This is a genomic window from Pseudarthrobacter sp. NPDC058119, from assembly GCF_042884655.1.
Taxonomy (GTDB): domain Bacteria; phylum Actinomycetota; class Actinomycetes; order Actinomycetales; family Micrococcaceae; genus Arthrobacter.
Genome location: NZ_JBHVTN010000002.1, coordinates 53,120 through 79,064 on the forward strand (window position 1 = coordinate 53,120; position 25,945 = coordinate 79,064).

The following is a 25,945-nucleotide window of genomic DNA, read 5'->3' on the forward strand; positions in this document are numbered from 1 at the left end:
GCCGTTTCGCAGGGGAATACGTTGCGCCTTAACGGCCCCAGCACCCGCACATCACGCGAATGAGGCGCCGCCCAAGACAGGCCAGGAGGAAAGACCATGCCGAAGTATCTGTTCGAAGCAACGTACGTGGGCCAAGGCATCAAGGGGCTCATGCAGGAAGGCGGGACCGCGCGGCGCGATGCCCTGACGGAGGCCCTGAAGTCCGTGGGCGGAACGCTGGAAAGCTTCTACTACGCCTTTGGTTACTACGACGTCCTGGGCGTCTTTGACGCGCCGGATGATGCCAGTGCTGCGGCGTTGTCACTGCTGATCAATTCGACCGGGAACGTCAACGTCCGGCTGAAGCCGCTCCTCACAGTGGAGGACATTGACGAAGCCGCCAAGAAGACCCCGTCCTACCGGGCCCCGGGACAATAAGGGAGCTGCGCACCTTGGCGGCGGCCCGCCGTCGTGAAAGTACGACGGCGACCCGGCGGCTTGGGTGCTTCACTGCGGACACTGCCTGGCGGCGAGGAGCGCGAGATCGTAGATCAGCTGCTGGACTTCGCGCTCGCGGCCGCTGACCCGGGGGAGCGGTGCCTGGGCGGCAGCGGGACGTTTTGGCGGGGGAGCGGGAACGGGCCGGTGCGCGGCGCCCGGAGGGTCCGGCGTCGTGCGTTCTGTACCGCGGGCTGGTGATGCGTCCTGGCTTTTCATGGTGTCCCCCGTCCGGCCTGTGTGGACACTGTAGGAAGCCAGGCCCGCGTACGGAAGGGGTTTTGTCCAGCAGCGGGAATAATTGCCCGAATCTTGAGCGAAGGCCGGCGCCGGACCTTCGGTAGGATCGGAGCACTGCCGCATGCGGCCGGAGTTTGGGGGAAACAAATTTTGGGGATCAATCCGTTGCGGCGCGCTGCCGCCGCTGCCGTGCTTGCCGCGGGCGCCGTAGTGCTGGTGCCTGCACCGGCGCATGCCGACTACGTTTGCTGGATGTCCGACGGGGTCAGGTACTGCTACGACCCCGGCGACCGGCAGGTTCCGGAGGAGCCCTCGCCGGCGCCGGTAGTGGAACCTCCCTACACGCCGCCTGCGTTCACCCCGCCTCCGGCCGCTCCGGTCGAGCAGCCGTGGGTGGCACCGGCTCCCGTCCCGGTCCCGCCGGCCCCTGCCCAGCCCGCGCCCGCGCCGGTTGTCCAGATGCCCGTTCCGGTTCAGGCCCCGCAGGCTCCCGGGCCGGGCTACGTCCCGCCGCAATCCACCGGGTACCAGCCGCCGGCCGTCGCAGATGCAGTGGTTGCCGAGGCTCCGGCTGGCATCCAAGCCGTTGCCGCGCCTGCGGAACCTTCGCCGGCTCTGGAACCGCCTACGTCCACTGTGGCAACTGCAACTCCAAGCCCTGAGGCGGCACGGGCGGAGGCGACCCCGGCCGTAGTACCGGTGGAGGTGGCGAGCACGCCGGTTGCCGACAGTGAGCCGTTCCCGGCGCCCGTCATCGGTGCTGCTGTGCTTCTCGCCGGTGCCGCTGCCTGGTTTGGGCTTCGGCACAGGCGAAGGGCTCACGGGGGTGGAACGGACCAGGCCTGTGAGCTGGGATGACCCAAGCCGGTGGAGGTGCGCCGCCGCCGTCGTACGCTGAAACTGGCACATAGGGGAGGAAGACGTGGCGGAAACAGTTGAGCACCTAAGCCTGGACGAAGCGATGGCCGAGCTGGCTGAGCTTGCGGACGCGAAGGTGCGTGTGGCGAACGAAAAGCGCGGGGATGACCACGGCGTGAACCTCAGCCAGCTGCGGGCGCTGGCGAAGCGGCTGAAGACGCAGCAGGATCTGGCGTACCGGCTGTGGGAGACCGGGGACACGGCTGCGAGGCTGCTGGCGCTGCTCATTTGCCGGCCCAAGGCGTTCAGCCGGGAAGAGCTGGATGCCATGCTGCGGGAAGCCCGCGCCCCCAAGGTGCAGGACTGGCTGGTGAACTACGTGGTGAAGAAAAGCCCACATCCCGAGGAACTGCGCGTCGCGTGGCTGTCTGATGCGGACCCCGTGGTGGCGGCCGCCGGGTGGGCGCTGACCTCGGACCGCGTGGCCAGGAAGCCCGGGGGCCTGGACCTGCCAGGGCTGCTGGACGCCATCGAGGACGGGATGAAGGATGCCCCGGGCAGGCTGCAGTGGGCCATGAACGCCTGCTTGGCGCAGATCGGGATCGAGCACGCGGAGTACAGGGACCGTGCCATCGTCATCGGCGAGCGGCTGGAAGTGCTCAAGGACTACCCCACACCGCCGGGATGCACGTCGCCGTTCGCTCCGGTGTGGATCGGCGAGATGGTGCGGCGGAAAGGCGAGTAGCCGGATTTACGACGGCGGCACGCGCGGCAGTGCCGCCGTCCAGGCTTGGGCACGGGCTATCCCACGCCGCTGGTGCTGTTGACGGCCGATTCCCGGCTTCGGTCCGCGTAGTACGAGCGCAGGCCGTGCTTCACGCCCAGCCGGATGATCCAGTACAAGAGCGCTGCGCCCAAGGCGATCGGCACGATCAGAACAGCTGCGTTGAGCAGCATCCAGCCAACATTCACAGTTTCCCCCAATGTGAGTTTCTCCCAGACTCTCACGAAGGCTGTCCTCACATTGAAGGCTCCGTCCCTAGGGACGGAGCCTTCGTCAAACCGTTACCGGATCAGGAATCCTGGTTGACGGCCACCACGATCTTGCCGCGGGTGTGGCCGTCCATGTTGGACCGGAAGGCATCGGCGGCCTTGTCCAGCGGGAAGACCTCGGCAACTTCCACGCGGAGCTTGCCGCTGTCCGCCAGGTCGGCCAGTTCCTGCAGGTCGGATCCCACCGGGGTGACCCACATCCACTCGCCGCCGTGCTCTTCCACGTCGCTGTCGGCGATGGAGGCGTGGCGTCCGCCGTCGGCGAGCACCGCCAGCGTGGCTTGCAGGTTACCGCCGACGAAGTCCGCGACAACGTCCACGCCGTCGGGGCGCAGGGCGCGCACGCGGTCTGCGAGTCCCTCGCCGTAGGCAACCGGTTCGGCGCCGAGGGAACGGAGGAAATCGTGGTTCTTCTCCGAGGCGGTGGCGATGACCTTGGCACCCAAGGCCACGGCGATCTGGATGCCCAGCGAGCCCACGCCGCCGGAGCCGCCGTGGATCAGGACCGTTTCGCCGGCCTTCAGGCCCAGCCGGTTCAGCACCTGGTAGGCGGTGAGTCCGGCCAGCGGCAGACCTGCGGCTTCGTTCCAGCCGAGTGAGGTGGGCTTCTTGGCCAGGACCCGCTCCGGCAGGGCGATGTATTCGGCGAAGCTGCCGCCGTGGACGTAGTCCTTGCGGCCGTAGGCGATGACCTCGTCGCCGGGCTGGAACTGCCGGGAGTCGATGCCAACCGACTCCACAACGCCGGCCACGTCCCAGCCGGGGATGGCGGGGAACTGCAGGTCCATGACCGCATCCAGTCCGCCGGCCATGATCTTCCAGTCCACAGGATTCACCGCGGCTGCCTTGACCTTGACCAGGACCATGCCGGGCCCCACCTTCGGCATCGGCTGGTCGCCGTAGTCGAGGACGTCCGGGGTTCCGTATTCGCTGTAAGTGATTGCCTTCATGGTTGGCACAACTGCGTGGCCAGGTGCGGCTATTCCGGATCCGGCTGGGGAGTGGCGTATCGCACGGTGGACGAACGCTGCTATCGCGCCAAGGTTGGTCTTGTGGTCCTCAACGGCCGCAGGGCTTTACGACAACGCGGCGCAGATGTCCTGTTGCTGGCCGGACGAGCTGAGCAAGGTGAAGACGCCGGTATCAAGGTCCACCGTGTAGACAATCCGCCCTGTGTACTGGATTGCGGAGGGCGTCAGCTCCTGGGGAAGGTCGCTGGGGAACAAGATCAGGCCGTAACTCCCGGTGGCAGTAACGGTGACAACATTGTCCGCGTCCGGGGCCGAGATAATCTCCGCTGATCCGTTCGTTTCGAAAGTCAGGGACTCGCCTGACTTCACGTTTGTATACGTCACAAGATAGCCCTTGCCGGAAGTGATCTGTCTGCCGTTCTTGAAGGTCTTGACGCGCGCGTTGGCGTCAGTTCCTTCAACTCTTAACCTGAAATTGCAGCCCTCCCCTGACTTGATCGTAGTCGGAAGTAAGTCCGACCGGATTGGTGGAGGAGCGGCGACGGCTGAGGAAGAACCAGCAATCAAGGCAGCTGCGAGTACGGCAATGCGTGACAAGACTTTCATCAGAATCTCCAGGGTGCGGCAGCCCTCTCGGGCTGCAAATGGCGATAGGAGAGGCGCAGCCTGGCTGCGCTACTCCGATAGATGCCCACACGGGCGCGCCGACCAACCGGTTTCAAGGTCCGCTCCACCTGAATACCCACATTTTTTGGTGAAATGGACGCCGGATTGTCGGCAGATAGCGGCCCGCTCGGTAGTGACCAACTGGGCCGCCTTACGATGGTGCAGCCCAGAACCCGCACCCTTTGCGGCAGGCGACCCGGGCTTTTCCAGTGCCCGCCAATGACTGTCGTCGCCTTGAGAAGAGGGTACTGCGAACGGATTGCGACCGCTCTACCCAAAGCCTTACCAAAACACCCGTATCTGAGGGGATTCGCCTACCTAAATGCTGACGCAGGCGCTATTTTGCAAGGTCTATGTAGGCGTGCCAGTACCGGGCATTAGCCCTCGAGGATGCCAGCACCACCAGCCCGGTCTGGCTGTTGACGTTCTGCTTCGTTGACGTCGGATCGTTGATGTCCGTGTCAACACTGCTGCTGATGATGGGTGTTCCGACGCCGGGCGGGAAGGCAATGCTGTCCAAGGGTGCTTTCTTGTAATAGATGGTTCCGCCCTCTTCGGGTGCGACCGCGAACATCCAGACCTGGCTGTGTTCCTCGTCGATCATGACCATCGGCCTAGTGTGGAGGTCTTCCACAGCGCCGAACTCGGCGCTGCTCCAGTTGCCCTGGGCATCGCGGACCAGGAGCGCCACCAGCGTTTGGCCGACCTTCCGATTGGCAGTCTTGATGGCCGCGAAGAGGCGGCCGCTGCCGTCGCTGGCCAGCTGCCTGAGGTTGAGATGATCGTTGGCGCAGCCGCCGGTGCAGTTCCTGCCCCCGCCATAGGCCACCTCTGTCTGCCACGAGGTGTCCGGCTGGCCGTCCTGATGGATGGCGAAGTAGAACTTCTTTTGCCCCGGCCGCTGGTTGCTCCACATAATGCCGATCTTGTCGCCCTGGAACGACGTGACGGCGGAGATGTCGTCGTAGTGCACCTGGGCGTTGGTGGTCGGCATGACAAACGGGGTGCCCCAAGAGGTGTCGCTGGTTGTGGAGTGGTTGACATAAACACGGTTGCTGTTGTCGGAGGACACCACGGTGTAGGTGACCCACAGCTTGCCAAGGGAGTCCTTGGCCACCGTGATCGATTCGGTGCTCCCACGGTGCAGAGTGAGGGGGAAACCTGCGTCCTCCGAATAGGTCTTCGCCAAGGCGTCATACCTGAACCGGTGCAGCTCCGCGGACCCGGACGCCACCGCCTGCTGGGACGGTGGCGAGTTCCATTCCGAACGAACCGTGGTGCCCGATACGACATAGAGCTTGCCAGCTGCTGCGTCCCACAGAGCGTCTCCCCGTGCAGTCAGGCGCCCATCAACCATAGTGCCGGTCGCTTGCCACGTCTGGGTGGCGGGGTCGAGCCGGTGGATCGTTGTGGCATGTGCGGACTCGCTCCACAACAGCCCCCACCAGCTCCCATCCTGGAACCAGAGCTTGCTCTGGGCCTTGTCCGCCGTCGGGGTTCGCACGCCGTCGGCAGCGAATGACGGGCCGGGAATTCCGACGTCGGCCGCCTGGGCGGGGACAGGCAGCGCCACTGCGCAGGCGGCGGCGAGGAGGAGGGCGATGAACAGGCGGAGCGGGCGCATAACAGTCCCCTTTGACCAATGTCAGTGGCACCGGGGCCGTTTCACCGCCTCCCGGCGGGATCACCATACGTCCGCAGGCTAGGCCCGGATTGCAGGGTTGCCAGAAAGGGGAGCCAAAGGGGGAGGGCTTTAGGTAGTCAAGGGCGGATGCCGGGAAACCCCTACCGGGCGGCGGGCATCAGCTTTGGGCGGCATCGTTGGCTTCGAGCCACTCCTGGAACGTCTGGCGTCCGACGGCGGATCCTGGCGCAGGGATCAGGGAGCCGTTGCGCATTGCCTTGCCCATGGGTCCGGGAACGCGCAGGGGAACGATCCGTTTCTTCTGCTGCGCCTTGGTGAGGTAGGCCGCGGCCAGGCTTTTCAGCTGTTCGGTCCGCGGGCCGCCGAGGTCCGGGAGGCGTCCCTGCGGTCCGGCCTCGGCCGCGTCCACCAGGGCCGCGGCCACCTCCTTTGCCGCCACCGGCTGGGTGGTCATGGTGGGCACGAAAACAATGGGGCCCGCCGAGGCGGCCTTAATGGACATCGGCACGAACTCGTGGAACTGGGTGGACCGGAGGATGGTCCAGGGAACGCCGCCGTGCCTGACTTCGTCCTCCTGTACCAGTTTCCCGGCATACAGTCCTGAGTTGGCTTTGTCGATGCCCACAATGGACAGCGCCAGATGGTGGGTGACGCCGGCCTTCTTCCCGGCCGCCAGCAGGTTCTGGGTGGCGTTGGTGAAGTAGTCCACGGCTTTTTTGGTGGACAGGGACTGGATGCCGGAGACGTCGATGACTGTTTCGACATCCTGCAGTGCCTGGCCGAGGCCGCGCCCGTTGACCAGGTCCACCCCTTCCGAGCGGCTGAGGCTGACCACCTCGTGCCCGCGCTCCCTGGCGATGGCCACAACGTGGCGGCCCACTGTACCGGTTCCCCCTGCAACGGCAATCCTCATGAAACAGATCCTAAGCCGGGCCGTCAAAAAAGAATCGGAATGTCCGGCACGCTTGCCATCTGGCAATGCTTTGCATGGTTGCCGCAAAGAGAAGCAATTGCAAGACATCGCTGGCGCTGGTGGGCGGCCGCGACGGCAATTTTTGGCGTACAAGGATTCGGGTGTTCCGAGTTCAGTAGGGCGGGAGACCTTCCACTGCACCCACTGTGTTGAAGCGCGGGCGTGCACCATCGGCCTGATAAGCCCCTAGGACCTGCAGTACCCGGACTCGCCGGGCTATTGGCCGACGCCTGCGCGCGGGTGCTGCGGGTTTGCTCGTCCTGGGGTTCCGGGGGAGAGCAAGACAGCGCAGCGTGGAGCCTGTAATGGGGGCGGTGGAGGCTTCGCTAAATACGGTTGGTTGGTCGAGCGCGGAGGATCTTGCACTGTTGGGCAGCGGCGGCACTAGTGCCCGTGCTCAGCGTGGATCGACCTTACGAATCAACCGGAGTGGCCCCCGTACAGAACAAAGGCGACTTGTAATTGCGGCGGGAAGCGTAAGGAGGTTAAGAGGCGGCTATCGGACCGGGAGGTGCATTCTCCGCCTTGATGCCAACTAAACGGTAACCCGATAAGGTCTAACCGAAGATTGCAACTGTTAAGCGATTGAGGCGACAACGTCAGTCGGTCCTCAAGATCGCATCAAGACTTGAGCAGGTTATGGCAAGGATATGCTTTTTTGTCTTTGTCGGACGGAATGAACAAATACCCTCTTTTCAGATGCGACTTATCACGTCGAGAAGTGCCGCGAAGCTCATAAGTATTTCTGAGCAATTCCCTGAGTGGTCTCCGAAGTGGTTGATAGGTTGCACGCGCATTTGCAACTCGTACGAATCATTGGGGGCTACATTGTCCGAAACCGAATCTGTGCCGGGGATTCCTCCCAGGCCAGAGGCAGCACCGCTTTCTATGCCGTCAGACCACAGCCCAGAAGCCGAACTGAAGGTCGTGTCACCGAAGTCTCAGAAATTGGAGAGGCATCGCTTTCCACTCTTCTCCGGGAAATCGCGGAGGTGGCCGTTGACTGGATTCGGTGCCAGTTCCGCCCCTTCAACAGCTGCCAGCAAAGGAATCCGCCAACCGCGGATCAAATGGTATTGGGCAGTGAGTGCCGCGGTGGTGTTTCTCATTGCAGGGATAGCCGTCGGTGCAACTCTTCCTGATCCCACGAAAAGCCGCGAGTATGTGGCCCTCCAATCGCAGAAAGACAGCGTCAGTGCGGATCTAGCCCAACTTCAAAGTCGTTACAACACTCTGAATTCGAGCATCGCGGGACGCGAGTCAACAATTTCCACAAAGGAAACCGCAATCACCGTTCGCGAATCCGCGGTGAAGGCTGCGGAAGAGAGTGTGAAAAAGCGGGAGGAGTCCGTCACGTCTGCCGAGAAGGCAAAGGCAGCGAACACCATCAAAGAAGGAACCTGGACCGTGGGCAGGGACATCGAACCAGGCACTTACCGGACAACAGCTGACGTAACGGGAAGCTGCTACTGGGGAATCTACCGCACCGGCTCCAACGGTTCGGACATTGTGGACAACGACATCGTCACAGGCGGACGTCCTTCGGTGACACTGTCAGCGGGGCAGGACTTCAAATCGTCCCGCTGCGGCTCGTGGTTGAAGCAATGACCTCAAATTTGCAAGGAAATTCGAACATGTCCTCAAAAGTCATTGTGCACGCTGTCCTGCTGACCGGGGCGCTTGCTCTTACCAGCTGTTCAGGCTCTCAGCCAGCGGCTACCCCCGAAGTCACGCCGACGGTAACCGCACCCCCTGCGAATGGGGGCAGCTACTCTACAGTTTCAGCGCTTAAAGCCGCATATGTGAAGGCTGGGGGTGTATGCCCGGACTTCAAACAAACAAACGTGATCACACTTGCCGCGGAGTCGGCCGAGTGCTCGTCGAATACGGTCATCTCGACGTACCTCTCGAGTAGCGACATCAGCCAGCTCATTCAGAACGTCAAGAAACTCAACGCAGATCTGAAATCATCGGGCGGCAATTCGTGGCTTGTCGGGGAAAACTGGGTGATCAATAGCCCCACGACCGCACAAGTCCAAGAGAAATTAGGCGGAAAGCTCGTCAGTTTCTAATTATGCGCGATAAAACAGAAGCCCGGTTTTGGAGGCAGGCCCGTGCGATGACGACGTCCGCATGTTTCAAGCTATATCCGTGTGATATTCAGCCTGGCATCTATACAGTGACATCATAATTCAGACAGGATAAAAATGACTGACAACACAACCTTGACTGATGCAAAGCGCGACGGAAAAGCTCAAGCCGCTGCCGACAAAGCCTACCGCAAGGCTTCGCGTCCCTGGTTCAAGAAAAAGCGATTCATGATCCCGCTGATCATTATCGTGATAGCCATCATTTCGTCTATGGCGAATGGTGGCAAGAGTACTTCCTCGGCTACTGCAACGCCTGCCACGGAGGTGCCAACAGCGACGTCTGCTGCGGCTCCGGCAGCAGCGCCTGCGCCGGCGGCGGCTCCTGCTAAAACGGCTCCCGAAGTAGTGCAGGTCGAAGCTGGCCAATTGCTGGCGGACTTCAAGGGCAATGAGGCAGCTGCCGATGCTAAGTACAAAGGAAAGGTTCTGCAGGTCACCGGATTTGTAAACAAGGTCGATACCGAGTTCCTCGACAAGGATCAGTACATCGTTCGAGTGGACAATGGCGATAAGTACAACTTCCTGCACGTCAACTGCAATGACTTGGCAGCAGCACGGGCCGCAACAATTGTGCCCGGAAGCGCGATTACCGTGCGTGGCACGTTCCAGGATGGTGGGGACCTCGGCGTCGAACTAAAAGCCTGCGAAGTTCTCTAATCAGGCTCACTGACTCTTGGTGGTCCAAGGCCGTGCCTCTTGTAAGGCACGGCCTTGGGTTATTCGATGTACAGGCATGCCGCATTGTCTTGGAACGGTTCGCGGCGCTCGGTAATTAACGCAATGTTCCGCCAGCGGGCGGCATACAGTCCCATTCTGGTGCACGCGGCTGTCCGTAGAGTTTTGGCTAGCTAGGACGCCACCGCCGCTTTGAGCGTCTTCGCCGTCCTCGTCGCGTTCATCCATTCGGTCAGCCACGGAGCCCGGACGGTGGAGGTGATCCGGCAGTCGGCCACGAAGGTTCCCAGGGCGCCCGCGTCGATCCAGTCCTGCAGCGCGGACAGGTCATCGAGGGAACGGATGACAGCCGACTCAGCACCCAAAGCACGCGCCACACCGCTGAAGTCCACCTCCGGGATCACCATTGGCCTCTCCGTAAGGCCCTGGGAACCGTACTGGTGGATCTCGGCGCCGTAGGCGGCGTCGTTGTAGATGACAACGATGGCGCTGCTGGCGGCACCGATCAGCGATTCGAGGTCGGCAAGGCCCATGAGGAAGCCGCCGTCCCCCGAAGCCAGCACCAGGGTCCGGTCGTTCTCCACGGCACGGGTCGCGCCGACAGCGCTCGCCAGACCCAGCCCGATCGTTTGATACGCGGTCCCCACCATCACCAGGTCCTGCGGCCGGGGGATGTTCCAATACATGGGCGCCCACCCGATGAAGTGCCCGCCGTCCTGCACCACCGTCCGGCGCTCCGGCAGCACGGCATCCAGAGCGGCAGCAAGGGCGCGCGGGTCCAGCCGTCCGTCCACAGTCGAAGCGGAACCAGCAGAATGCCCCGGCCCCGATGCCAAACGACGAGCAGCCTCAGCGCGCCACGCCACGGCAGCAGCCTCGCCTTCAACCAGGGACAGAAGCCGCGAAGCAGCAGCCTTCACGTCCGCCTGAACAAACACATCCACCCGCGGATTTGTCGGCTCCACCGCAGTATCGATCTGGATGACCGTGGCATCGGGGCCGAGCAGGTGCCCGAACCGCATGGTGAACGGGCTCAGGCTCGCCCCGGCCACCAGGACCACGTCGGCCTCGCCCATGAGCCCGGCCGCGGTGTCGGTGCCGAAACCGCCGGACACGCCCAGGTACCCCTCGCCATTGAGGAGGTTGAGCGCCAGGGCGGTTCCGGCGGTCAGTGCGCCGAGCCGGTCGGCAAGTTCGCGGAGTTCCCGACCGGCTCCGGCGAGGTGCGCACCCCGGCCGGCCAGGATCAGCGGCCGCCTGGCACCGGCAAGCAGGCGGGCGACCCGCACAAGGTCGGTGCCGCCGTCGTCCGTCACCTTGGGCGCCGACGGCTCCGGAAGCTCCTCGTCCGCTGCCTCGAGCGCGGCGAGGTCGTAGGGGATGGCCAGCACGACGGCGGTGCGCCGGGTGAGTGCGTACTCCACCGCCTGCCGGGTGCCGGCGCCCGCGGCGTCGCGGGTGACGGTGAAGGTTGTCGCGCCGAGGCCGACGGCGATGGCCGCCTGGTCCACGTCCCAGGGCCGGGCGCCGCTGGTGGGCGCGTCGCCGGTGACCAGCACCACCGGGATCTGCGCCTGGACCGCCTCGGCGAGGGCGGTAAGCGCGTTGGTGTAGCCGGGGCCGTAGGTGGTGGTGCCCGCGGCGAGCCGTCCCGAGGCGCGGTAGTAGGCGTCGGCCGCGGCGATGGCGGCGCCCTCATGCCGGACGGCGGTGAAGCGCAGGCCCTGCTGCTCGGCGGCGTCCAGGAAGTAGACGTTGCCGTTGCCCATGACGCCGAAGACGTCGCTGACGTAGCTGCTGAGAACCTCTGCCACACGGCCGGAGACGGTAAGTGAAGTCATGCAGGAATCCTGCGACGTAGACCTCAGATCGGCAAGAGACGAGTTTGCCGTTGGGACTTTTGGCAGCAGAAGCGGAAAGCAGTGACAAAACGCCCACTTGTGGCGCGAGTCGCCGCTTCTGTCCTGAATGCGAGATTCCGGATGGCTGATCGGGGAATTGCATCCGTGCCCGATCTCCGACCGTTACTGTATTGCGGTTACGTCCTGCCTGCCCCGACCGGCCGGTGACGAAGGACTCTCGTGCAGCCAAATTGCTCGGTCTAAGTCTCTAGGTTCTACGGCAAGGTCTGCGGCCGCGAGCTGGAGGAGCTGCCGCGTACGTTCTGGCGTTACCTTCTGGTCTTCGCCGAGAGCCCTGGCGAGATACCGCTGGACCATAACGTCCGGCTTAGTCTCGGTGCCGACGCCAGCGTTCATGAGCAGGTATGACCAGGAAAGTGGGCCAAGGCCGACGACAGAGCACCACGCTTTCTCTGCAGCGGTGTTGCCGTTTGCCGCTGCGGCCCGAAGGTCTTGCGCAGTTGTCACGGTGACTTCCAGTGCCGCGAGTCGGGTCAGGCCCTCATAAATGCCCTCAGTGCGCAAGCGCACGGTGCCCGGGAGTTTGCTGCCGTTGCGTAGGATCTCGCGGGCGAAATTGGCAGGACCGCCCACATCATCCATTGCCTGGAGTAGGTCGGGGCCGCTATCGGAGTCTGCGGCGGGACGCACCGCGCGGTATCGGGCGAGGACGTTTTTGGCAGAAGCAGAGGTTGCGCGCAGGGAATAGGCCGAGTTCAGGGCGCAAAGCGCGAGAGAGTTGGGGAATTCAACGGGAGCGCTCCAGGTCACTGGGTCGCCCAGATCCTCGGCGATGGCTTTCAGCAGTAGTTGAAGGTGAGTCACGTCCGGATGATATCCGGCTGCGCGAGGGGCGGCCGGAACCCAGCCCGTGTTCTCGCTGAGAGGCCCGGATAAGGCAGGTGACTGCCGTGGACATCGGTTCGTGGAGCTCGACTAGATCAAGAAGCTGCCCGGAACTGCAAGTATTGCCCTATGGCAGACCGCGCTTCATCCGACGAATACTACGTACTTGATCTCTGCGACGAGGTCCTTGGGGCAAGCGGCAATCGCCAAATGACGTTCGAGTGGCTCCGCGGAGACCCGTCCCCTTCGCGGCCTTTCGGAACTAGGCTTCCTGTCGACAGCTTCTGGCCCTCCTTCGAGCTCGTCGTCGAATTTCAGGAAGAGCAGCATACAAAACCATCTTCGTTCTTCGACAGGCGTCAGACCGTATCCGGCGTCAATCGCGGCGAGCAGCGTCGTCGCTATGACGAGCGCAAGCGTCTGCTCATCCGCGAGCAGGGGTTGCGTCTTGTGGTCATCGAGAAGTCCCCTTTCGTCGTGAAATCGAAGCGTTTGATTCGCAATCCCGTGACGGACCTAGGCGTTGTTCGCGGACTCCTTCGCAGTTACGGAAACAGGCATTGAAGGCATTTGTTGTTGTGTTGGTGTCCGACGTTTAGACGGTACCGCAACGCCGTAATGGAACGGTGAGGTCTCCACGTCTCAACTGATGCGATCATCAGGGCATGACCGCCGATTCCTATCCACCCAAATCTAGAAACAGATTCTCTTCCTCAGAGCAGGAACACGATAACGCCCGCCTGCTGCTTCAAGTCTTGGACAGGCACTCGGTTCTTCATGATCAGCTCGGTCACTTCAGTGAGGTGCAGAGGGGGTCGGCCATGCACGGCGATGACAAGGCAACCTATCCGCTACCCACATCTAGCTATGTGCGCTACCTGCTAATGGCTAGTGCGGATAATTTAGCGGCCCTAAGAAGCATGACCATTTCGGCGGAAACCGCGAACAATTTGGACCTGACCCTTCATCCATTCGCTCCGTACACGTTGCTTCGTAATGCATTTGAATCAGCAGGAACAGCTCTTTGGATAATCGCTCCCGCTCGCCGAAGGGACCGAGTTCTGCGAACTGCAAAACTAGAGTACGCGGATGCGAATATGTCAAAAGCTGCCCTCCTCAGTTTAGGTTCCACAGATCCGGAGACCTATGAACGTCGAATCAGGCTGGTGGAAGATATGGTCCGGCCGTACCCAGAGATCGCGTGGAAGGAAGTCACCAGCTACGGTGTAACGGGCCTTCTGCGGGAGATCGGCGAATTTCCAAGTCTTGCTTATATTAGGCCTTTGGTGAAATGGCAAATATGCAGCGGGATGGCGCACGGCAAACGGTGGGCGGGCCTGCTGCTTAGTGACATGGAGGAAGTCGGTCAACCGGCGGCGAGCGGGGATGGAACCTTCCTGCTCTCGGGCAGTTATAAGCACCTGCTCTTGCTGACCCACAACGCAGTAGCGCTGCAGGAGGAGGCCATTCGCCTCCTCCTGCAGCGCTGCACATCTCATCACAAGGCGCCTTTGCCCACCTTCGATCAGGTCTGGCTTAATCCTTCCGCCCTTAAGGACTTTGGTGAATTGCGGCTCCGACCTTAATGCGTCCGGGCCGCGGGAGGACGCAAGCTTTCATCCTTGCGGCTGGGTTTTTGGCACGATATGCGTGCCGGAGTGACGAAATGGCCGGCCGTCAATACCGTCGCCAATGTTTAGCTCGAAGCGGAGGACTCCTGCTCCGACAGCCGGCTGATCAGCCCGTCGTACCGGGGCGGCATGAGTTCCAGGATGGAGATGGCGGTGCTGGTCCGCTCGATTCCCTCGATCTCCAGGATCTCGTTGGTTATGCGGTAGAGGTCTGCGGTGCCGCGGGCCATCACCTTGGCCATGAGGTCCGCGTCGCCGGTGGTGGCGTGCACCTCGATGACCTCAGGGATCGCGGCGAGCCCGTTCTCCACCGAGCCCGTCCGGGTCTGGCTGATGGACAGCGAGAGGAAAGCCATCAGTTCGTAGCCCAGCGCGGCGGGGTCCAGCCTGCGGCTGAAGGAGCGGAGCGCGCCGCTGCGCTCCAGCCGCGCCAACCGGGCGTGGACGGTGTTGCGGGCGACGCCGAGTGTCCGGGAAAGTGCCAAGGCGCTGGCTTCGGGGTCCTTGTCGAGGGCAAGGATGATCCTGCCGTCGAGCGGATCGAGGGTGCGAGAGTTCGCGATGGTCATATTTTCACCACAGTTGTTAGAAGTTGAGCATAAGTCCCAAGCACCAGAGCTTACCTTGCAATGTGGCCCGGGTCACTTCCATGATCAGACCTCATGAGCCCTGATCAACTCCTGGCCCCATCGGCATCAAAGCTGCCCACCCTCCGCAGCGCCGTCACCGGCCTTCCGGCCTACGTCCCGGGTCGGCGCAGCCTCGGCGCTGACATCGCCGCCCTCGCCAGCAACGAAAGCCACTACGAACCGCTGCCCGCAGCCACCGCTGCCGTGACCGAGGCGGCGGGCAGGATGAACCGCTACCCGGACATGGCCGCCGTCGAACTCCGCGAACGGATCGCCCGGCACCTCGGCGTCACGGCCGCGGAGGTGGCGGTGGGACCCGGCAGCGTGGGCGTCCTGCAGCAGATCATCACCGGACTGTGCGAGGCCGGGGACGAGGTGGTCTTCGCGTGGCGCTCCTTCGAGGCGTACCCCATCCTGGTGGAGCTGGCGGGCGCCCGGCCGGTCCGCGTCCCGCTGGACGACGCCGAGGGCCACGACCTCGACGCCATGGCAGCCGCCGTCACCGACCGCACCAAGGTGATCCTGCTCTGCACACCCAACAACCCCACCGGCGTGCCCATCAGCAACGGCCGCCTCGAGGCCTTCCTGCAGTCCGTCCCCTCCGACGTCCTGGTGGTGATCGACGAGGCCTACGTGGAGTACGCCGACGCCGGCAGCGGCCCCGATTCCCTGGCACTCTACCGCCGGTACCCGAACGTCTGCGTACTGCGCACCTTCTCCAAGGCCTACGGGCTCGCCGGCCTGCGCGTCGGGTACGCCATTACGACGGCGGCCATCGCCGAAGGCCTGCGCCGCACCGCCCTGCCGTTCGCCGTGAGCGCGCTGGCGCAGAAGGCGGCCATCGCGTCGCTGGACGCGGGGGAGGAGATGGAAGCCCGGGTCTCCGCGGTGAAGCAGGAGCGCGCCCGGATGGCCGCGGAACTGGACGGCCAGGGCTGGACGCTCCAGCCGAGCCAGGGCAACTTCCTGTGGATCCGCGCCGACGCCCAGCTGCTGGCCACGCTGGTGGACGGCTTCGACGCCGCGGGCATCCTGGTCCGGGCCTACCAGGGCGACGGCGTGCGGATCACCGTCGCCGACCCGGACTCCAACAACCGGGTGCTCCGGCTCCTCGCGGCCAACGCGGCCTGACAACTCATTGACCTTTCCCCAACTCCGTTCGACCTACAACCAGAGGACTCCCCATGGAACAACAGACAACGACGTCTGACCGCCCACTCGGCGCAGCCCTGAAACCCCGCCAGCTCACCATGATGGGGCTGGGCAGCGCGATCGGCGCGGGCCTGTTCATCGGCTCCGGCGCGGGCATCCAGGCCGCCGGCCCGGCCGTGCTGATCTCCTACCTCGTGGCTGGCACCCTGATCATCCTGGTGATGTGGGCACTCGGCGAGATGGCCGCCGCCAACCCGGACAGCGGCGCCTTCTCCGTCTACACCGCCAAGGCCTACGGGCCGGTGGCCGGTGCAACCGTGGGCTGGCTCTGGTGGATCCAACTCGTGGTGGTCATCGCCGCCGAGGCACTTGGCGCGGCAGGACTGCTGGCCACCATCTTCCCGGTCCTGCCGTTGTGGCTGATGGCCCTGGTGTTCATCGTGGTGCTCACCGCGGTGAACCTGACCAGCGTGAAAAACTTCGGTGAGTTCGAGTTCTGGTTCGCCCTGCTCAAGGTGGCAGCGATCGTCGGGTTCCTGCTGGTGGGCTATGCGCTGCTGTTCGGCCTGGTGCCCGGCGTGCAGTCACCGGGCCTGGACAACTTCATGGGGGAGGGGTTCGCGCCCAGCGGCTTCGGCGGGATTGCGACTGCCCTGTTCGTGGTGGCGTTCGCGTTCGGCGGTACCGAGATCGTTTCCGTGGCCGCAGCCGAGACCGCCGAACCGGCCCGCAGCGTGAAGAAGGCGGTCCGAACTGTGCTGTGGCGCATCCTGGTGTTCTACATCGGTGCCATCTTCGTGATTGCTGCTGTGGTGCCCGTGGGTTCGGCGGGGTTGAAGAGCCCTTTCGCCGCGGTGCTGGATGCTGCCGGTATGCCCGGTGCGGCCGCCGCGATCACTCTGGTTGCCGTCGCTGCCCTGCTCTCCGCCCTCAATGCCAACCTCTACGGTGCCTCCCGGATGGCGTTCTCTCTGGCCGAGCGGGGCGAGGCCCCGCGCTGGCTGGCTTCCGTTTCCAAGGCCCGGGTTCCGGTGGCTGCGGTCCTGGCCAGCGTTGCCTTCGGCGTTGTCACGGTGGTGCTTGAGCTGGCATTCCCGGAGAAGGTCCTTCCCGTCCTGCTCAACATCGTGGGCTCGACGTGCCTGCTGGTCTGGACGTCAGCACTCCTGGCCCAGCCGGCGCTGCGGCTCCGCGCCGACCGCGAGGGTGCGGAGCTTCCCCTGCGGATGCCCGGCTTCCCGGTGCTCACTGTGGTTGGCCTGCTCATCCTTGCGGCGATCTTCACGGTGGGCTTCATCGGCGAAGATTCCCGTCCACAGCTCCTGAGCACGTTTGGGCTCGTGGCGGTTCTTGCGTTGGGGTGCTGGTTGAATCACCGGAAGCGGGACGCTTCCCGGCAATGTGTCGAATCTTCAGAGGGTGACAAGCAGCCTGTCCTCATTGACTGAGTCACGCGTGTTACGCCACTGCGCTGGCTTAACACCCGAATGGGGGGCGTCCGCTGAAGCTGCGGGCGCCCTCGGTCAGTTACAGAAGTCGTTTGTAGCGGTCTGGGGAATTGCGGGCGAGTGCAGGGAACTGTTGACCTTGGGTTGCAGAAGACTCGTGCACCAACAGTGGGGCAATCGGTGGCGGCGTCAGGGGAAGCCGGTCTTCACCACCGTGTAGTCCGCTTACCGGATCACCGATGACCTCGCCTACCTCGGATTCCGGACCAACCCATGCACCGTCATGGGGCAGCTGCCGGGCTCGGGAGATTCAAGCTTTAGTTGACCGGCCGGGGACATAAGAGGTGCCGTCCGCCCTTTCACATCCGGGCCGGATCGTTCCAACCTGCTAGCTTTTCCCCCTAAGGAACGCCTTACCCGCCACCAGATATCCGTGTATCTGGCTCGCGGATATGGCGATGGATCCCTCGCCCCGTCTTTGCACGATACTGAAGAAAGCACCCTCGACTTTTCCTTCGGCTACAACGCCGTGCACGAGGTACGGCTGCATTTCGGGAGCCTGAGCGGGAACGTAGATAAAAATTACGCCCTTGCCTGGCTCGGTTTCCACCGACTCGACCACAAGCCCTGTAACTGCAGGCACGACCTTAGCGTCGAGAATCTTTAGATACGTATCAGGATCAAACCCCTCAAGGTCGATCTCCTTGATGCCCTTAATTACTGAGTCCTTGCCTACCTTGCCTTCCGTGTAGCCGAGCACAAGAACGGCGTCCTGGTCTCCGTTGGCAAAGCGTGCGACGTCCTGAGCAAGTTCAATCTTTTGCCGATTCCCAGCATCACCATTTAGGCCCACGTTGTACTGCTGCGACTTAACATCGAGAAAGGCGCTTTCCTTGTGTCCGAGGAGTAGCTTCGTGTGTCCACCGCGGAGTAGGTCAACGATTGTCCGACCCGTGAGCGCACCCCCCTTCAATGCAGTGAGGTAGGCGGCCAGAGCACGGCTGGCGTCAATGAGTTTTTCGCAAGGGTCCTCGTCCGAAGCCGTCAGTAGAACCTCCACGACATGGACAGTGTTCCGAATTCTTTCGACTTCCTCAGCATTGAACTTGGCTGCCACATCAGGTTCTAGACCGGCATTGGAGAAATCAATCTTCAGGGTGCTTATGGGCTCCAAGTCAGCTGAGAGATACCGCACCGCAGAAACCACGCATCCATAGTGCGCCATAATCTGCTGCAGCGAAGACTCGTGTTCTTTCTCGCTCATCTCCGGCTGAGACTCCTGGCTTGTCCTGACGACCGCAACCAGCTGGCTATCGCGGAGCTCAAGATGGAGATCATCCAGATCCAACATGTCTTCATTGATTTCTCCAGATCCTCGCTCGATGTAAATGCGAGGGTCATTGCAGCACCGTTCGAACTTCAGTGCAGCATGGAGCCTTGACAATTTGACGGGTGCCAAGTCGACGTATCGGCCGACAAGGGGGCCATTGTGCATCCACTCGATTGTCCCTCCGCCACCTATGAGCAGGTCATGCGCATACACTTCAGCGGGGTCGGCTCGTTCCGGGTCAACGGCGACGCCATCATCGTCATCCCCCATTGATTGCAGATAGACGACCCCCTCTTCAAGCTGCCCATCGCGAACTGTACTTTCCATAGATTGATCTTTCTCCTTTCGCTGGATGACGGTGTTGTCTTTAGTGCGGGCTGGGTGGCGCGTTTTGGACGATCACTGGGAGTACCCCGACGTGAATCCCCCTGCCGTTTGAGAGGTCCTCTCGCGCCTGCGGCTCCCGTGCTACACCGGGCTTAGTACGCGTGCCAGGACTTCGCGGTGTCTTCAGCGAACGATGCCATCACAGCTGGCGATAGCGTACGAACCGGATGAGGTGTGGGTCGAGATGACAACTCCATCGACGCTGATCCGGCAAATGAGGTTGCCGGAGGTTCCCTTATTCTGTGCAGAGAGGTAGACGAAGGCGCCCCGCTCCATCTCGAAGGTCACCAGTTCGCCGGCCTTGTTTTTAGTGGAATTGCGACGGTCGCCTGCGATGTGCCGGCCGTCGTCTCATAGGTAATACTGGCAGTCTTCGCTCCACCGACCACTTCATACGTCACGGTCCTGGTCGTTGAAATAGGATCGCTCATGGGCGAGATGTTTTTGGGCTTTGTACCGGCAGAGCCTATCGACGAGACAGCAGCAAGAGGAACTACTGCCAGGATGCCTGCGCCTACCCAACGCAGCTTGTGCAGAGCCCCGTTTTTCGGCCTAACGGGCACGGCTGAGGTTCTGGAACCTGCCTGGTGTGACACAGGTGTCTGCCATTCGTGTAGCTGGGACTGACCGCTTTTGGGGGCTTTCCTCCCTGGGGCCGGATAGGGAGCGGGCACCTGCCAGCCGGCGATCGCGGGTACATCGACTCCTGCTGTTGCGACGTATTCAGAATGCGCGTTGGTAAGGGCTGCAGTGTGTCGGGCAGCGGCGGCTTCCCATGTCTGGATGTAGCGGGCATAGAGTTCAAGCGGATTCCACGCCCCCGAGGCAAGAGCTTTGGCATATTCGGCGTCCAGGTAGTCCAGTTCCTGGTCCCTGAGCCGTGCGGCGACTTGCAGTTTTTCGGCTGCCGGATGTGTTGACGCGGGATCGTGCTCAGTCACCGTTCTCCCCCAAATACCTGGTGTTACATATCCTCTGATCATAAGGTTCAATGGATCAAAAGTGCCGAACCGCTGGACGGGCCGCAGGTCAAAGAACTGAAGCAACTTGCCAAAGATTTAAAACACTTGGCTGCCCCCGCAGCGTCTGCGGACGCGGCAGCGAAGGCCAGCAGTTCAACCAGCTTCGCCACCATCTCCGCCGGCGCCGCGATCGCCGCCTACTCGTTCCGGGGCTTCGACGCCGTCACCACCCTCACGGAGGAAACCATCAACCCGCGCCGCACCGTGCCGCGCGCCATCATGCTCGTGGCCCTGATCGGCGGCGGCATGTTCGTGGCCGTCTCCTACGTGACCCAGCTTGTCCACCCCGGCGGCGCGTTTGAGGACTCGGCCTCCGCGGCCAGTTCCATCGCCCTGCAGATCGGCGGGCAGTTGTTCGGCGCGGTGTTCCTGGCCGGCCTGGTGGTGGCGTAGTTCGCCTCCGGCCTGGCGGCGCAGGCCAGCGCCTCCCGCCTGCTGTATGCGATGGGCCGCGACTCGGTCCTGCCCAAAGCGGTCTTCGGCCGGCTGAACGAGAAGTACCACACCCCGGTGGCGAACCTCGTGGTCACCGGCGTCGTGGGCCTGATCGCGCTCTTCCTGGACGTGGCCACGTCGACGTCGTTCATCAACTTCGGTGCCTTCACCGCCTTCACGCTGGTGAACGCCTCGGTGGTGTTCCACTACGTGCGCCACCGCCGTGCCGGACAGCAACTGAACGCGGTGTCCTACGTGGTGGTCCGGTGATCGGCGCCGTCATCTGCGCGTACCTGCTATCCCAGCTGGACAGCAACGCCGTTACGCACTGGGGCCGCGCTTGCTCACGCGCCACTTTGAATCACCGAAGTGGCGCGTGAGCGTGGTTTCAGTCCTTCTCCACTGGTTCGACAGGTGCCAGGGGCGGATTCTCTCCCTCTTGCGCTCCGATCGCAGTCCTAAGTGATCGAAGGCAGATAACTTGGACTGAGTGTTCAGCATTTTTCGCACTGCGCATTATGTGAGTGACGCCAAAATACTTCCGCTCGTCATAATTCTCGGCGGTGACTTCTACGATCTCGTAGTTGTCTGTCGCTGTATCAATCGATTCGCACACGAGGAGGTCCACCAGACCAAAATACTTCTTCCCAGGCTGGCCGGGCTGTCGGTCAAAGTCATCCGTCAATCCGTCCGAGGTAATTTTAAATTCCATCCACTGGCCTTGGTATTTCACGGCTTTTCCGTCAGCGAAGGCGACCCCCAAGGGACACTCGTCCTCGTCAAAGGCGTGATCCTCAGTGGAAAGTTGGTAGTCGAAGTAGCCGTCTAGCATGCCGCGAGCGAGCAGGCCGTATACCTCGAACCCTGGCAGGGCGTCGATAGCCGCTAGTCTCAGGAACTCTGCTACCACCTCAGTTTCGGTAGCAGGGGCGCGACGAAGCCTGGGTTCCCCGGACACCAGCAACAGGCCACGCTCCATGAGCCTCGCAGCATCATCCTTCAGCGATTCCTGGGCGTCGGCGACGTTCTTCGCCGCATGTGTGGACTGTCCCGTCCCGCGATAGAGATGCGCAGACTTGCCGGCAGCAAACGCGATGAGTTCTTTGCAGAGGTCAAGTACGAGTGCATGAGCATCCGATGACAGATTTTTACGGCCGTAGTCCGGCTTGTAATCTCCTGAGAGGTTGATGCAGACGAAGGTTCGACTCTTGTGCTCGGCACCGGACCTGTGAAGGAAAGCCTTTCGGCGGCCCGTAGGAAAGTCTCTAACTGCAACCAGAAAACCTCCGTTCACCTGAATGAGCGTTTCGGATAACTGGCTGTCCCCAGCGTCCTCGGGAAGTTGTAGATGCTTTTGAGCAACATCTTCGTACCAGTCATTCTTAAAGGCATAAGCTACGTACCCGGCCACCTTAAACCGTTCCAGGACAGCGGCGTGCTTAGGGTTGCCTGTTATTTTGGATACATATTTTTTTAGCCAGGCCTTATCGAAAAAATCATAGAGCAACTCGCTGTTCGTTGTGGGAGAAGTGAGCATCGATGCCTTCCGCGATCCGCTTCGTTTTGCGAGCTCGTGAGGATAAAAAAACCCAGGCGAAAGCTTTTGACTCTTCGAATCGAGGGTGAGAGTGATCTCTAGGCGTCGTTGCCACTCAGGGAGTCTCTCGCGATCGCCGTCAGGAATGAGGAACCCGAGGCCAGTCCGCGTGCGTAGCAAGTATTCGAGCCTCGCAGACGCGACCTTCTGCTCATCACCGAGCAAGTCCGAGAGGCGCCCGTCAGCAAACGTCACGGAGGCTGCGGTGCCCTGGTCGAAGGCCGACTCTTCTTCTAACTGCACGAGCTCGTAGTCTGACGGGGGAAAATCATCCACCTTCTCGTTGTAGTTCCGACCGTCCTCAAGGAGTCGGACCGTGCTCTCAAACCACTCACGTCCTCCGCGGAGGGTGTAGGTCCACTCGAACTCATCCCGCGAACGACTCGTCAGACTGAATTCGGTTCCACCAAATTGTAAGAACGTGAGAGCGGCCCCCTTCTCGCCGCGAGATGAAATCTGCCCGAGCCTTCGCTTCAGCGAATAGTTTGGGCGCACCGCTTCCTGACGATTTGCCCATTTGATTCCGGTCCCGTTGTCCCGGACAGCCAGCGATCGCTTTTTGGTGTCCACGGTCACCTCGACGCGCGGAACGTAATCGGCTCCGTCGGTAGCGGCTCGGGCGGCTACCGCGTCAAGCGCGTTCTGCACCAGTTCCGAAAAAGCGTCATACGGGTCGTCGTAGCTACTCACGATGTTCGAGATGGTGTTCGTAAGTTCGTATATCCTGTCTTCCGGCGTAGCTTCCGTAGACGGTGTCAGTAGATTGACCAGGTTCGGTTGAGCGCTCATTCCACCAACCATAGGATGATTCTTGATCAAAGCGAGCGCTGACTGCTTCCACAGGCTCACGTGTCCGCTTCTACACGGCTCGTAACCCGGATTCCTTTGGAACCTCACCTGCGGCTACCACGACTCGTACGCGTGGTGCCTTGGTTCTACGCCACACGTTCGCCAAAAGCGCCAAGGGACCCTGCTGCCAATATTGGATGCGCCTCCTAAACAGACGCGGACTCCTACTCATGGACCCAATGAGGCTCTTTGTAATTGAGAGTGTGTCGACATGCTCCACGCTACCGTCGCTGCGCCTGACCTCACCACGTTCTGCCGACTCGATGAACTCGGCTTGATAGCCGTTGGCCAGCAGTTCAGCCCTGGTCGGACGGTGATTAAGTGCCGTGTCCCCGAGCCCGATCGGTGATGCAGGTCCTGTGGCACCGAGGGTGTTGTGCGCGACACTGTTGTCCGCAAGCTCGCCCATGAACCGTTCGGTCACCGACCCACCATCTTGCTGGTGCGGGTCCGCCGCTACCGGTGCGAGCATTGCGGGTGCACGTGGCGGCAGGACGCAGACGCAGCCGCTGAGCGCAGGGCGAAAATCTCCCGCCGCGGACTCCGCTGGGCGCTCGAGGCCGTCGTGGTTGATCACCTCACCGTGTCCCGGGTCGCCGCCGGCCTCGGGGTGTCCTGGCATACGGCGAACACCGCCATCCTGACCGAAGGCAAGCGGAGGTTGATCGACGACCCGCATCGGTTCGAGGGGCACCTGGATGCTGTTTCGCGGCCGAGGAACACGTCGAAGTCGAAGCAACGTGGGGGATCTATCACCGGATCGTCGCCGCGTACCGAGAGCCCGACAAGAAGCAGGGGAAGGAACTCATGAAGGCCATCATGGACGCGGTCACCGCAGGCGTCCCCGGTGCCCTGATCGAGATCCGCAGGCTCGGCTGGACCCTGAAGCGGCGAGCTGCTGACGTCCTGGCGTTCTTCGACCGCCCCGGAACTTCCAATGGTCCTATGGAGGCATTTGACGGACGCCTCGAGCACCTCCGCGGCTCCGTATCGGCTTCCGAAACCTCACCAACTACATCGCTCGAAGTCTGCTGGAATCAGGCGGCTTCAGACCCTACTTACACTCTGAAATGCGATAAGCCCTTCGGACTCAGCACGGCCGCGTCCTCGTTTACAGACCGGACTTACTGGCGCAATTTTCTCCCTCCCACTGCAGGGGATGAATGCCCTTGCGGCTGCGGGTCATGGAAGACGAGTTTGTATAGATGGGGATCGAAGGCGCCTACCGCCCCTGTGCTACCCGTATAGCCGGACGGTGGACGAGGCACCGGGGGTATCGTGCGTGGCGGCGCGTGCAGAACTGGAAAGCGAGGCTGGCCTGTTTCTGCGCGAAATTACTTTTCCTGTGCGTGGTGCCGGGCCATATCCATCGACGCCAGGCGGGGGAACTACGGGGCTTAGTAACACCAGGCACGGAGATGGCCGGTGCGTACTGTGAAGTCTTCCAGCACTCTCCGGTTGGACTCGCGTCAGACGCGTGCCTTGATGGCGTCTTCGGCGTGAGTCAGGGCAGTATCGAACTGCGCGAGTAATTGGTTTAGGGCGTTGCTGTTCTGAGTGGCCAGGAGACTGGGAACGTCAACAGTTAGTACCGTAATTTGAGCCGCCGCAATCTCGAAGAAGTCCTCGTAAAGCTTCCGGTCGTTCTCATTTAGCGGTTCCCAGGAGATGGGTCCTGGCCCTATTTGGGTCCCTATTTGGTTTTCCCACCGGGCCAGTGCATGGCTGGCATGTACCGCGATGTAGTCCAGAATGCCTGTTGCCCGCGGGAGGATGGTACGGAGCGCCTCGAATCCGGGGGTCGTGGCTTCTAGTTCGGTCTCCGCCAACTCCAGTTTGGCGGCCAGTTCCTGCTGTCGTCTTCTATTGCGTTTGGCGAGTTCAATGGCACCAAAGGCGGCCAGTGGGGCCGCAGCAAGAAGCGGCAACACCGACGCACTGCCGGCAGCAACGGCCGCCAAGCTAGCCACTCTGCTCAGCCACGCAAGTTGGAACTCATTCCCACTACCGTCCGCGCCTGGTACTGGTTGTCGCTGCGGGCCCTTTCTTGTCTCTTTGGCCCGGCCATCAGCGTTTTCGTCGCTGCCGGGAAGCTGTGTCGGGTCGGGTTGCCGTGCGCCCTCGATGCGTCCTGCTAGCTCAATAAACTTCGTCAGGAACCCGTCACGGGCGCGCTCACGTGCCTCAGCGAACTCACGATTGAGGGCACTGATTTCTGTCTTCCGCGCATTGATCTCACGTTCAATCCGGCTGTACCGCTCCTTGAGCCCCTCCGCCGGTCGGGAATCGGTAGCAGTTGCGTCGGCATCGGCCGCCTCGGAAGGGCCGGAGTCCCCGGAGGCTCGTGCTGCCAACTCTTCCAGGGTGAGTCCCAGTGCCTCCGCAACACCCTGGAGACGTTCGATCCCTGGACTCAACTGTCCGTTTTCAAGTCGGGAGATCGAAACGCCGGCACCGCTGCGATACCCGGCCCTCGTTCCCAGTTCGGCCTGGGTCAGCTTTTGGGCTGTTCGAAGTTCGCGCACCACGCGACCGAGCAACTTCATGTCGTCCTGCACCATGTTTCAACCCTATCCCACTAAGCCTTCTAAAATCTTGTTGACAAGCTAAAACTTAGCTAGCTAAATTATAGCTTGTTGCTCTAGTTCGGCAACGAATCAACCAAATCCAGATAAAAGGAGTTCTCCAATGGCTAACTTTCACTTCACCGCACAGGCCCCCGACACTGGCCTTCTTCGACGGCTTTACGCTCTGGCGCGGAATGTGGAGGTAAGGGACGCCGGGATGGAGGTAGCCAGGTCCGTTAAGAAGTTGGTAGAGGCCATCCGCGGCGGGTTGCCGTCTTAAGCAGAGCAGCACCGTTGAAAAAACCACCTCGACGAGGAGTGGCTGGGGCCAGGAAAGCACTGGCACTTACCCGTTGACCCATCCCGTGATGCTGAACGATGTGCGCCACGTTCTGCAGGTGGTCGAAGAGATTAGTTACCGAGGCACGTGCCTGTCATTCACT

At 62.0% G+C, this 25,945-nt stretch carries 23 protein-coding genes and 2 pseudogenes; 12 read left to right on the top strand and 13 right to left on the bottom strand.

The window, feature by feature from the left end; all coding sequences use genetic code 11:
- Positions 1 to 96 precede the first annotated feature (96 nt).
- Positions 97 to 417, top strand: coding sequence for a GYD domain-containing protein (locus ACFVTD_RS05255; protein WP_387559142.1), 321 nt, complete (start codon positions 97 to 99; stop codon positions 415 to 417).
- Between the two features lie 69 nt (positions 418 to 486).
- On the opposite strand, the gene ACFVTD_RS05260 is transcribed toward ACFVTD_RS05255, so the two are convergent.
- A complete protein-coding gene (locus tag ACFVTD_RS05260; protein WP_387559145.1) occupies positions 487 to 696 on the bottom strand; it encodes a hypothetical protein in 210 nt (69 codons plus the stop codon).
- Between the two features lie 171 nt (positions 697 to 867).
- Between ACFVTD_RS05260 and ACFVTD_RS05265 the strand changes: the two genes are divergently transcribed.
- Positions 868 to 1,575, top strand: coding sequence for a hypothetical protein (locus ACFVTD_RS05265; RefSeq protein ID WP_387559148.1), 708 nt, complete (start codon positions 868 to 870; stop codon positions 1,573 to 1,575).
- A 103-nt stretch (positions 1,576 to 1,678) separates the two neighbouring features.
- Positions 1,679 to 2,320, top strand: a complete 642-nt coding sequence (locus tag ACFVTD_RS05270; protein WP_387560505.1) for a DNA alkylation repair protein — start codon at positions 1,679 to 1,681, stop codon at positions 2,318 to 2,320.
- A 56-nt stretch (positions 2,321 to 2,376) separates the two neighbouring features.
- Here ACFVTD_RS05270 and ACFVTD_RS05275 read toward each other — a convergent pair whose 3' ends face one another.
- The 5 genes from ACFVTD_RS05275 to ACFVTD_RS05295 all read right to left on the bottom strand — a co-directional run bounded on the left by ACFVTD_RS05275 (position 2,377) and on the right by ACFVTD_RS05295 (position 6,823).
- Positions 2,377 to 2,532, bottom strand: a complete 156-nt coding sequence (locus tag ACFVTD_RS05275) for a hypothetical protein (protein ID WP_387559151.1) — start codon at positions 2,530 to 2,532, stop codon at positions 2,377 to 2,379.
- Between the two features lie 116 nt (positions 2,533 to 2,648).
- Entirely contained in the window at positions 2,649 to 3,578 is a 930-nt protein-coding gene (locus tag ACFVTD_RS05280) for an NADP-dependent oxidoreductase (RefSeq protein ID WP_387559154.1), read from the bottom strand.
- 126 nt (positions 3,579 to 3,704) lie between these two features.
- Positions 3,705 to 3,983, bottom strand: coding sequence for a hypothetical protein (locus ACFVTD_RS05285; protein ID WP_387559157.1), 279 nt, complete (start codon positions 3,981 to 3,983; stop codon positions 3,705 to 3,707).
- 619 nt (positions 3,984 to 4,602) lie between these two features.
- Complete coding sequence (locus ACFVTD_RS05290) at positions 4,603 to 5,889, bottom strand: hypothetical protein (RefSeq protein ID WP_387559160.1); 1,287 nt, start codon at positions 5,887 to 5,889, stop codon at positions 4,603 to 4,605.
- A 178-nt stretch (positions 5,890 to 6,067) separates the two neighbouring features.
- Complete coding sequence (locus ACFVTD_RS05295) at positions 6,068 to 6,823, bottom strand: SDR family oxidoreductase (protein ID WP_387559162.1); 756 nt, start codon at positions 6,821 to 6,823, stop codon at positions 6,068 to 6,070.
- Between the two features lie 1,143 nt (positions 6,824 to 7,966).
- On the opposite strand from ACFVTD_RS05295, the gene ACFVTD_RS05300 reads away from it, so the two are divergent.
- From ACFVTD_RS05300 to ACFVTD_RS05310, 3 genes are all read left to right on the top strand, one after another.
- Positions 7,967 to 8,491, top strand: coding sequence for a hypothetical protein (locus tag ACFVTD_RS05300; protein ID WP_387559164.1), 525 nt, complete (start codon positions 7,967 to 7,969; stop codon positions 8,489 to 8,491).
- 26 nt (positions 8,492 to 8,517) lie between these two features.
- On the top strand, positions 8,518 to 8,955 hold the full coding sequence (locus ACFVTD_RS05305) for a hypothetical protein (RefSeq protein WP_387559167.1): 438 nt from the start codon (positions 8,518 to 8,520) through the stop codon (positions 8,953 to 8,955).
- Positions 8,956 to 9,090: 135 nt separating this feature from the next.
- Positions 9,091 to 9,690 (top strand): hypothetical protein, encoded by a 600-nt coding sequence (locus ACFVTD_RS05310; protein WP_387559170.1) that lies wholly within the window; start codon positions 9,091 to 9,093, stop codon positions 9,688 to 9,690.
- A gap of 191 nt (positions 9,691 to 9,881) precedes the next feature.
- Here ACFVTD_RS05310 and ACFVTD_RS05315 read toward each other — a convergent pair whose 3' ends face one another.
- A complete protein-coding gene (locus tag ACFVTD_RS05315) occupies positions 9,882 to 11,549 on the bottom strand; it encodes a thiamine pyrophosphate-binding protein (RefSeq protein WP_387559173.1) in 1,668 nt (555 codons plus the stop codon).
- Positions 11,550 to 11,732: 183 nt separating this feature from the next.
- Positions 11,733 to 12,434 (bottom strand): hypothetical protein, encoded by a 702-nt coding sequence (locus ACFVTD_RS05320; RefSeq protein WP_387559176.1) that lies wholly within the window; start codon positions 12,432 to 12,434, stop codon positions 11,733 to 11,735.
- A gap of 150 nt (positions 12,435 to 12,584) precedes the next feature.
- Here ACFVTD_RS05320 and ACFVTD_RS05325 point away from each other — a divergent pair, with 150 nt between their 5' ends.
- Together ACFVTD_RS05325 and ACFVTD_RS05330 are read left to right on the top strand one after the other, a co-directional pair.
- Complete coding sequence (locus ACFVTD_RS05325; protein ID WP_387559179.1) at positions 12,585 to 13,019, top strand: hypothetical protein; 435 nt, start codon at positions 12,585 to 12,587, stop codon at positions 13,017 to 13,019.
- 101 nt (positions 13,020 to 13,120) lie between these two features.
- Positions 13,121 to 14,041 (top strand): hypothetical protein, encoded by a 921-nt coding sequence (locus tag ACFVTD_RS05330; RefSeq protein ID WP_387559183.1) that lies wholly within the window; start codon positions 13,121 to 13,123, stop codon positions 14,039 to 14,041.
- Positions 14,042 to 14,151: 110 nt separating this feature from the next.
- Here ACFVTD_RS05330 and ACFVTD_RS05335 read toward each other — a convergent pair whose 3' ends face one another.
- Positions 14,152 to 14,655, bottom strand: a complete 504-nt coding sequence (locus ACFVTD_RS05335; RefSeq protein WP_387559186.1) for an Lrp/AsnC family transcriptional regulator — start codon at positions 14,653 to 14,655, stop codon at positions 14,152 to 14,154.
- A gap of 93 nt (positions 14,656 to 14,748) precedes the next feature.
- Between ACFVTD_RS05335 and hisC the strand changes: the two genes are divergently transcribed.
- Together hisC and ACFVTD_RS05345 are read left to right on the top strand one after the other, a co-directional pair.
- Positions 14,749 to 15,846 (top strand): histidinol-phosphate transaminase, encoded by a 1,098-nt coding sequence (gene hisC / locus ACFVTD_RS05340; protein WP_387559189.1) that lies wholly within the window; start codon positions 14,749 to 14,751, stop codon positions 15,844 to 15,846.
- Positions 15,847 to 15,899: 53 nt separating this feature from the next.
- Entirely contained in the window at positions 15,900 to 17,315 is a 1,416-nt protein-coding gene (locus tag ACFVTD_RS05345) for an amino acid permease (RefSeq protein WP_387559192.1), read from the top strand.
- Between the two features lie 388 nt (positions 17,316 to 17,703).
- Here ACFVTD_RS05345 and ACFVTD_RS05350 read toward each other — a convergent pair whose 3' ends face one another.
- Both ACFVTD_RS05350 and ACFVTD_RS05355 read right to left on the bottom strand, forming a co-directional pair.
- A complete protein-coding gene (locus ACFVTD_RS05350; RefSeq protein ID WP_387559194.1) occupies positions 17,704 to 18,972 on the bottom strand; it encodes a hypothetical protein in 1,269 nt (422 codons plus the stop codon).
- A gap of 344 nt (positions 18,973 to 19,316) precedes the next feature.
- A complete protein-coding gene (locus ACFVTD_RS05355) occupies positions 19,317 to 20,078 on the bottom strand; it encodes a hypothetical protein (RefSeq protein WP_387560545.1) in 762 nt (253 codons plus the stop codon).
- Between ACFVTD_RS05355 and ACFVTD_RS05360 the strand changes: the two are divergent.
- A pseudogene (locus ACFVTD_RS05360) lies at positions 19,962 to 20,759 on the top strand (APC family permease). The gene ACFVTD_RS05355 and the pseudogene ACFVTD_RS05360 sit on opposite strands and share 117 nt — an antisense overlap.
- Positions 20,760 to 20,877: 118 nt before the next feature.
- Here ACFVTD_RS05360 and ACFVTD_RS05365 read toward each other — a convergent pair.
- The gene (locus ACFVTD_RS05365; protein ID WP_387559197.1) at positions 20,878 to 22,935 is read right to left on the bottom strand and encodes an ATP-binding protein; all 2,058 of its coding nucleotides are present in this window, start codon (positions 22,933 to 22,935) and stop codon (positions 20,878 to 20,880) included.
- Between the two features lie 211 nt (positions 22,936 to 23,146).
- Between ACFVTD_RS05365 and ACFVTD_RS05370 the strand changes: the two are divergent.
- Positions 23,147 to 24,014, top strand: a pseudogene (locus ACFVTD_RS05370) (transposase).
- Positions 24,015 to 24,404: 390 nt separating this feature from the next.
- Here ACFVTD_RS05370 and ACFVTD_RS05375 read toward each other — a convergent pair.
- Positions 24,405 to 25,496, bottom strand: coding sequence for a helix-turn-helix domain-containing protein (locus ACFVTD_RS05375; protein WP_387559200.1), 1,092 nt, complete (start codon positions 25,494 to 25,496; stop codon positions 24,405 to 24,407).
- Positions 25,497 to 25,945: the final 449 nt, after the last annotated feature.

Excerpts from the sequence above, each read along its gene's own strand:
- ACFVTD_RS05255 (WP_387559142.1), top strand. The coding sequence starts at position 97 with ATGCCGAAGTATCTGTTCGAAGCAACGTACGTGGGCCAAGGCATCAAG.
- ACFVTD_RS05260 (WP_387559145.1), bottom strand. The coding sequence starts at position 696 with ATGAAAAGCCAGGACGCATCACCAGCCCGCGGTACAGAACGCACGACG.
- ACFVTD_RS05270 (WP_387560505.1), top strand. The coding sequence starts at position 1,679 with ATGGCCGAGCTGGCTGAGCTTGCGGACGCGAAGGTGCGTGTGGCGAAC.
- ACFVTD_RS05275 (WP_387559151.1), bottom strand. The coding sequence starts at position 2,532 with ATGCTGCTCAACGCAGCTGTTCTGATCGTGCCGATCGCCTTGGGCGCA.
- ACFVTD_RS05280 (WP_387559154.1), bottom strand. The coding sequence starts at position 3,578 with ATGAAGGCAATCACTTACAGCGAATACGGAACCCCGGACGTCCTCGAC.
- ACFVTD_RS05290 (WP_387559160.1), bottom strand. The coding sequence starts at position 5,889 with ATGCGCCCGCTCCGCCTGTTCATCGCCCTCCTCCTCGCCGCCGCCTGC.
- ACFVTD_RS05295 (WP_387559162.1), bottom strand. The coding sequence starts at position 6,823 with ATGAGGATTGCCGTTGCAGGGGGAACCGGTACAGTGGGCCGCCACGTT.
- ACFVTD_RS05305 (WP_387559167.1), top strand. The coding sequence starts at position 8,518 with ATGTCCTCAAAAGTCATTGTGCACGCTGTCCTGCTGACCGGGGCGCTT.
- ACFVTD_RS05310 (WP_387559170.1), top strand. The coding sequence starts at position 9,091 with ATGACTGACAACACAACCTTGACTGATGCAAAGCGCGACGGAAAAGCT.
- ACFVTD_RS05315 (WP_387559173.1), bottom strand. The coding sequence starts at position 11,549 with ATGACTTCACTTACCGTCTCCGGCCGTGTGGCAGAGGTTCTCAGCAGC.
- ACFVTD_RS05325 (WP_387559179.1), top strand. The coding sequence starts at position 12,585 with ATGGCAGACCGCGCTTCATCCGACGAATACTACGTACTTGATCTCTGC.
- ACFVTD_RS05330 (WP_387559183.1), top strand. The coding sequence starts at position 13,121 with ATGACCGCCGATTCCTATCCACCCAAATCTAGAAACAGATTCTCTTCC.
- ACFVTD_RS05335 (WP_387559186.1), bottom strand. The coding sequence starts at position 14,655 with ATGACCATCGCGAACTCTCGCACCCTCGATCCGCTCGACGGCAGGATC.
- hisC (WP_387559189.1), top strand. The coding sequence starts at position 14,749 with ATGAGCCCTGATCAACTCCTGGCCCCATCGGCATCAAAGCTGCCCACC.
- ACFVTD_RS05345 (WP_387559192.1), top strand. The coding sequence starts at position 15,900 with ATGGAACAACAGACAACGACGTCTGACCGCCCACTCGGCGCAGCCCTG.
- ACFVTD_RS05350 (WP_387559194.1), bottom strand. The coding sequence starts at position 18,972 with ATGGAAAGTACAGTTCGCGATGGGCAGCTTGAAGAGGGGGTCGTCTAT.
- ACFVTD_RS05375 (WP_387559200.1), bottom strand. The coding sequence starts at position 25,496 with ATGGTGCAGGACGACATGAAGTTGCTCGGTCGCGTGGTGCGCGAACTT.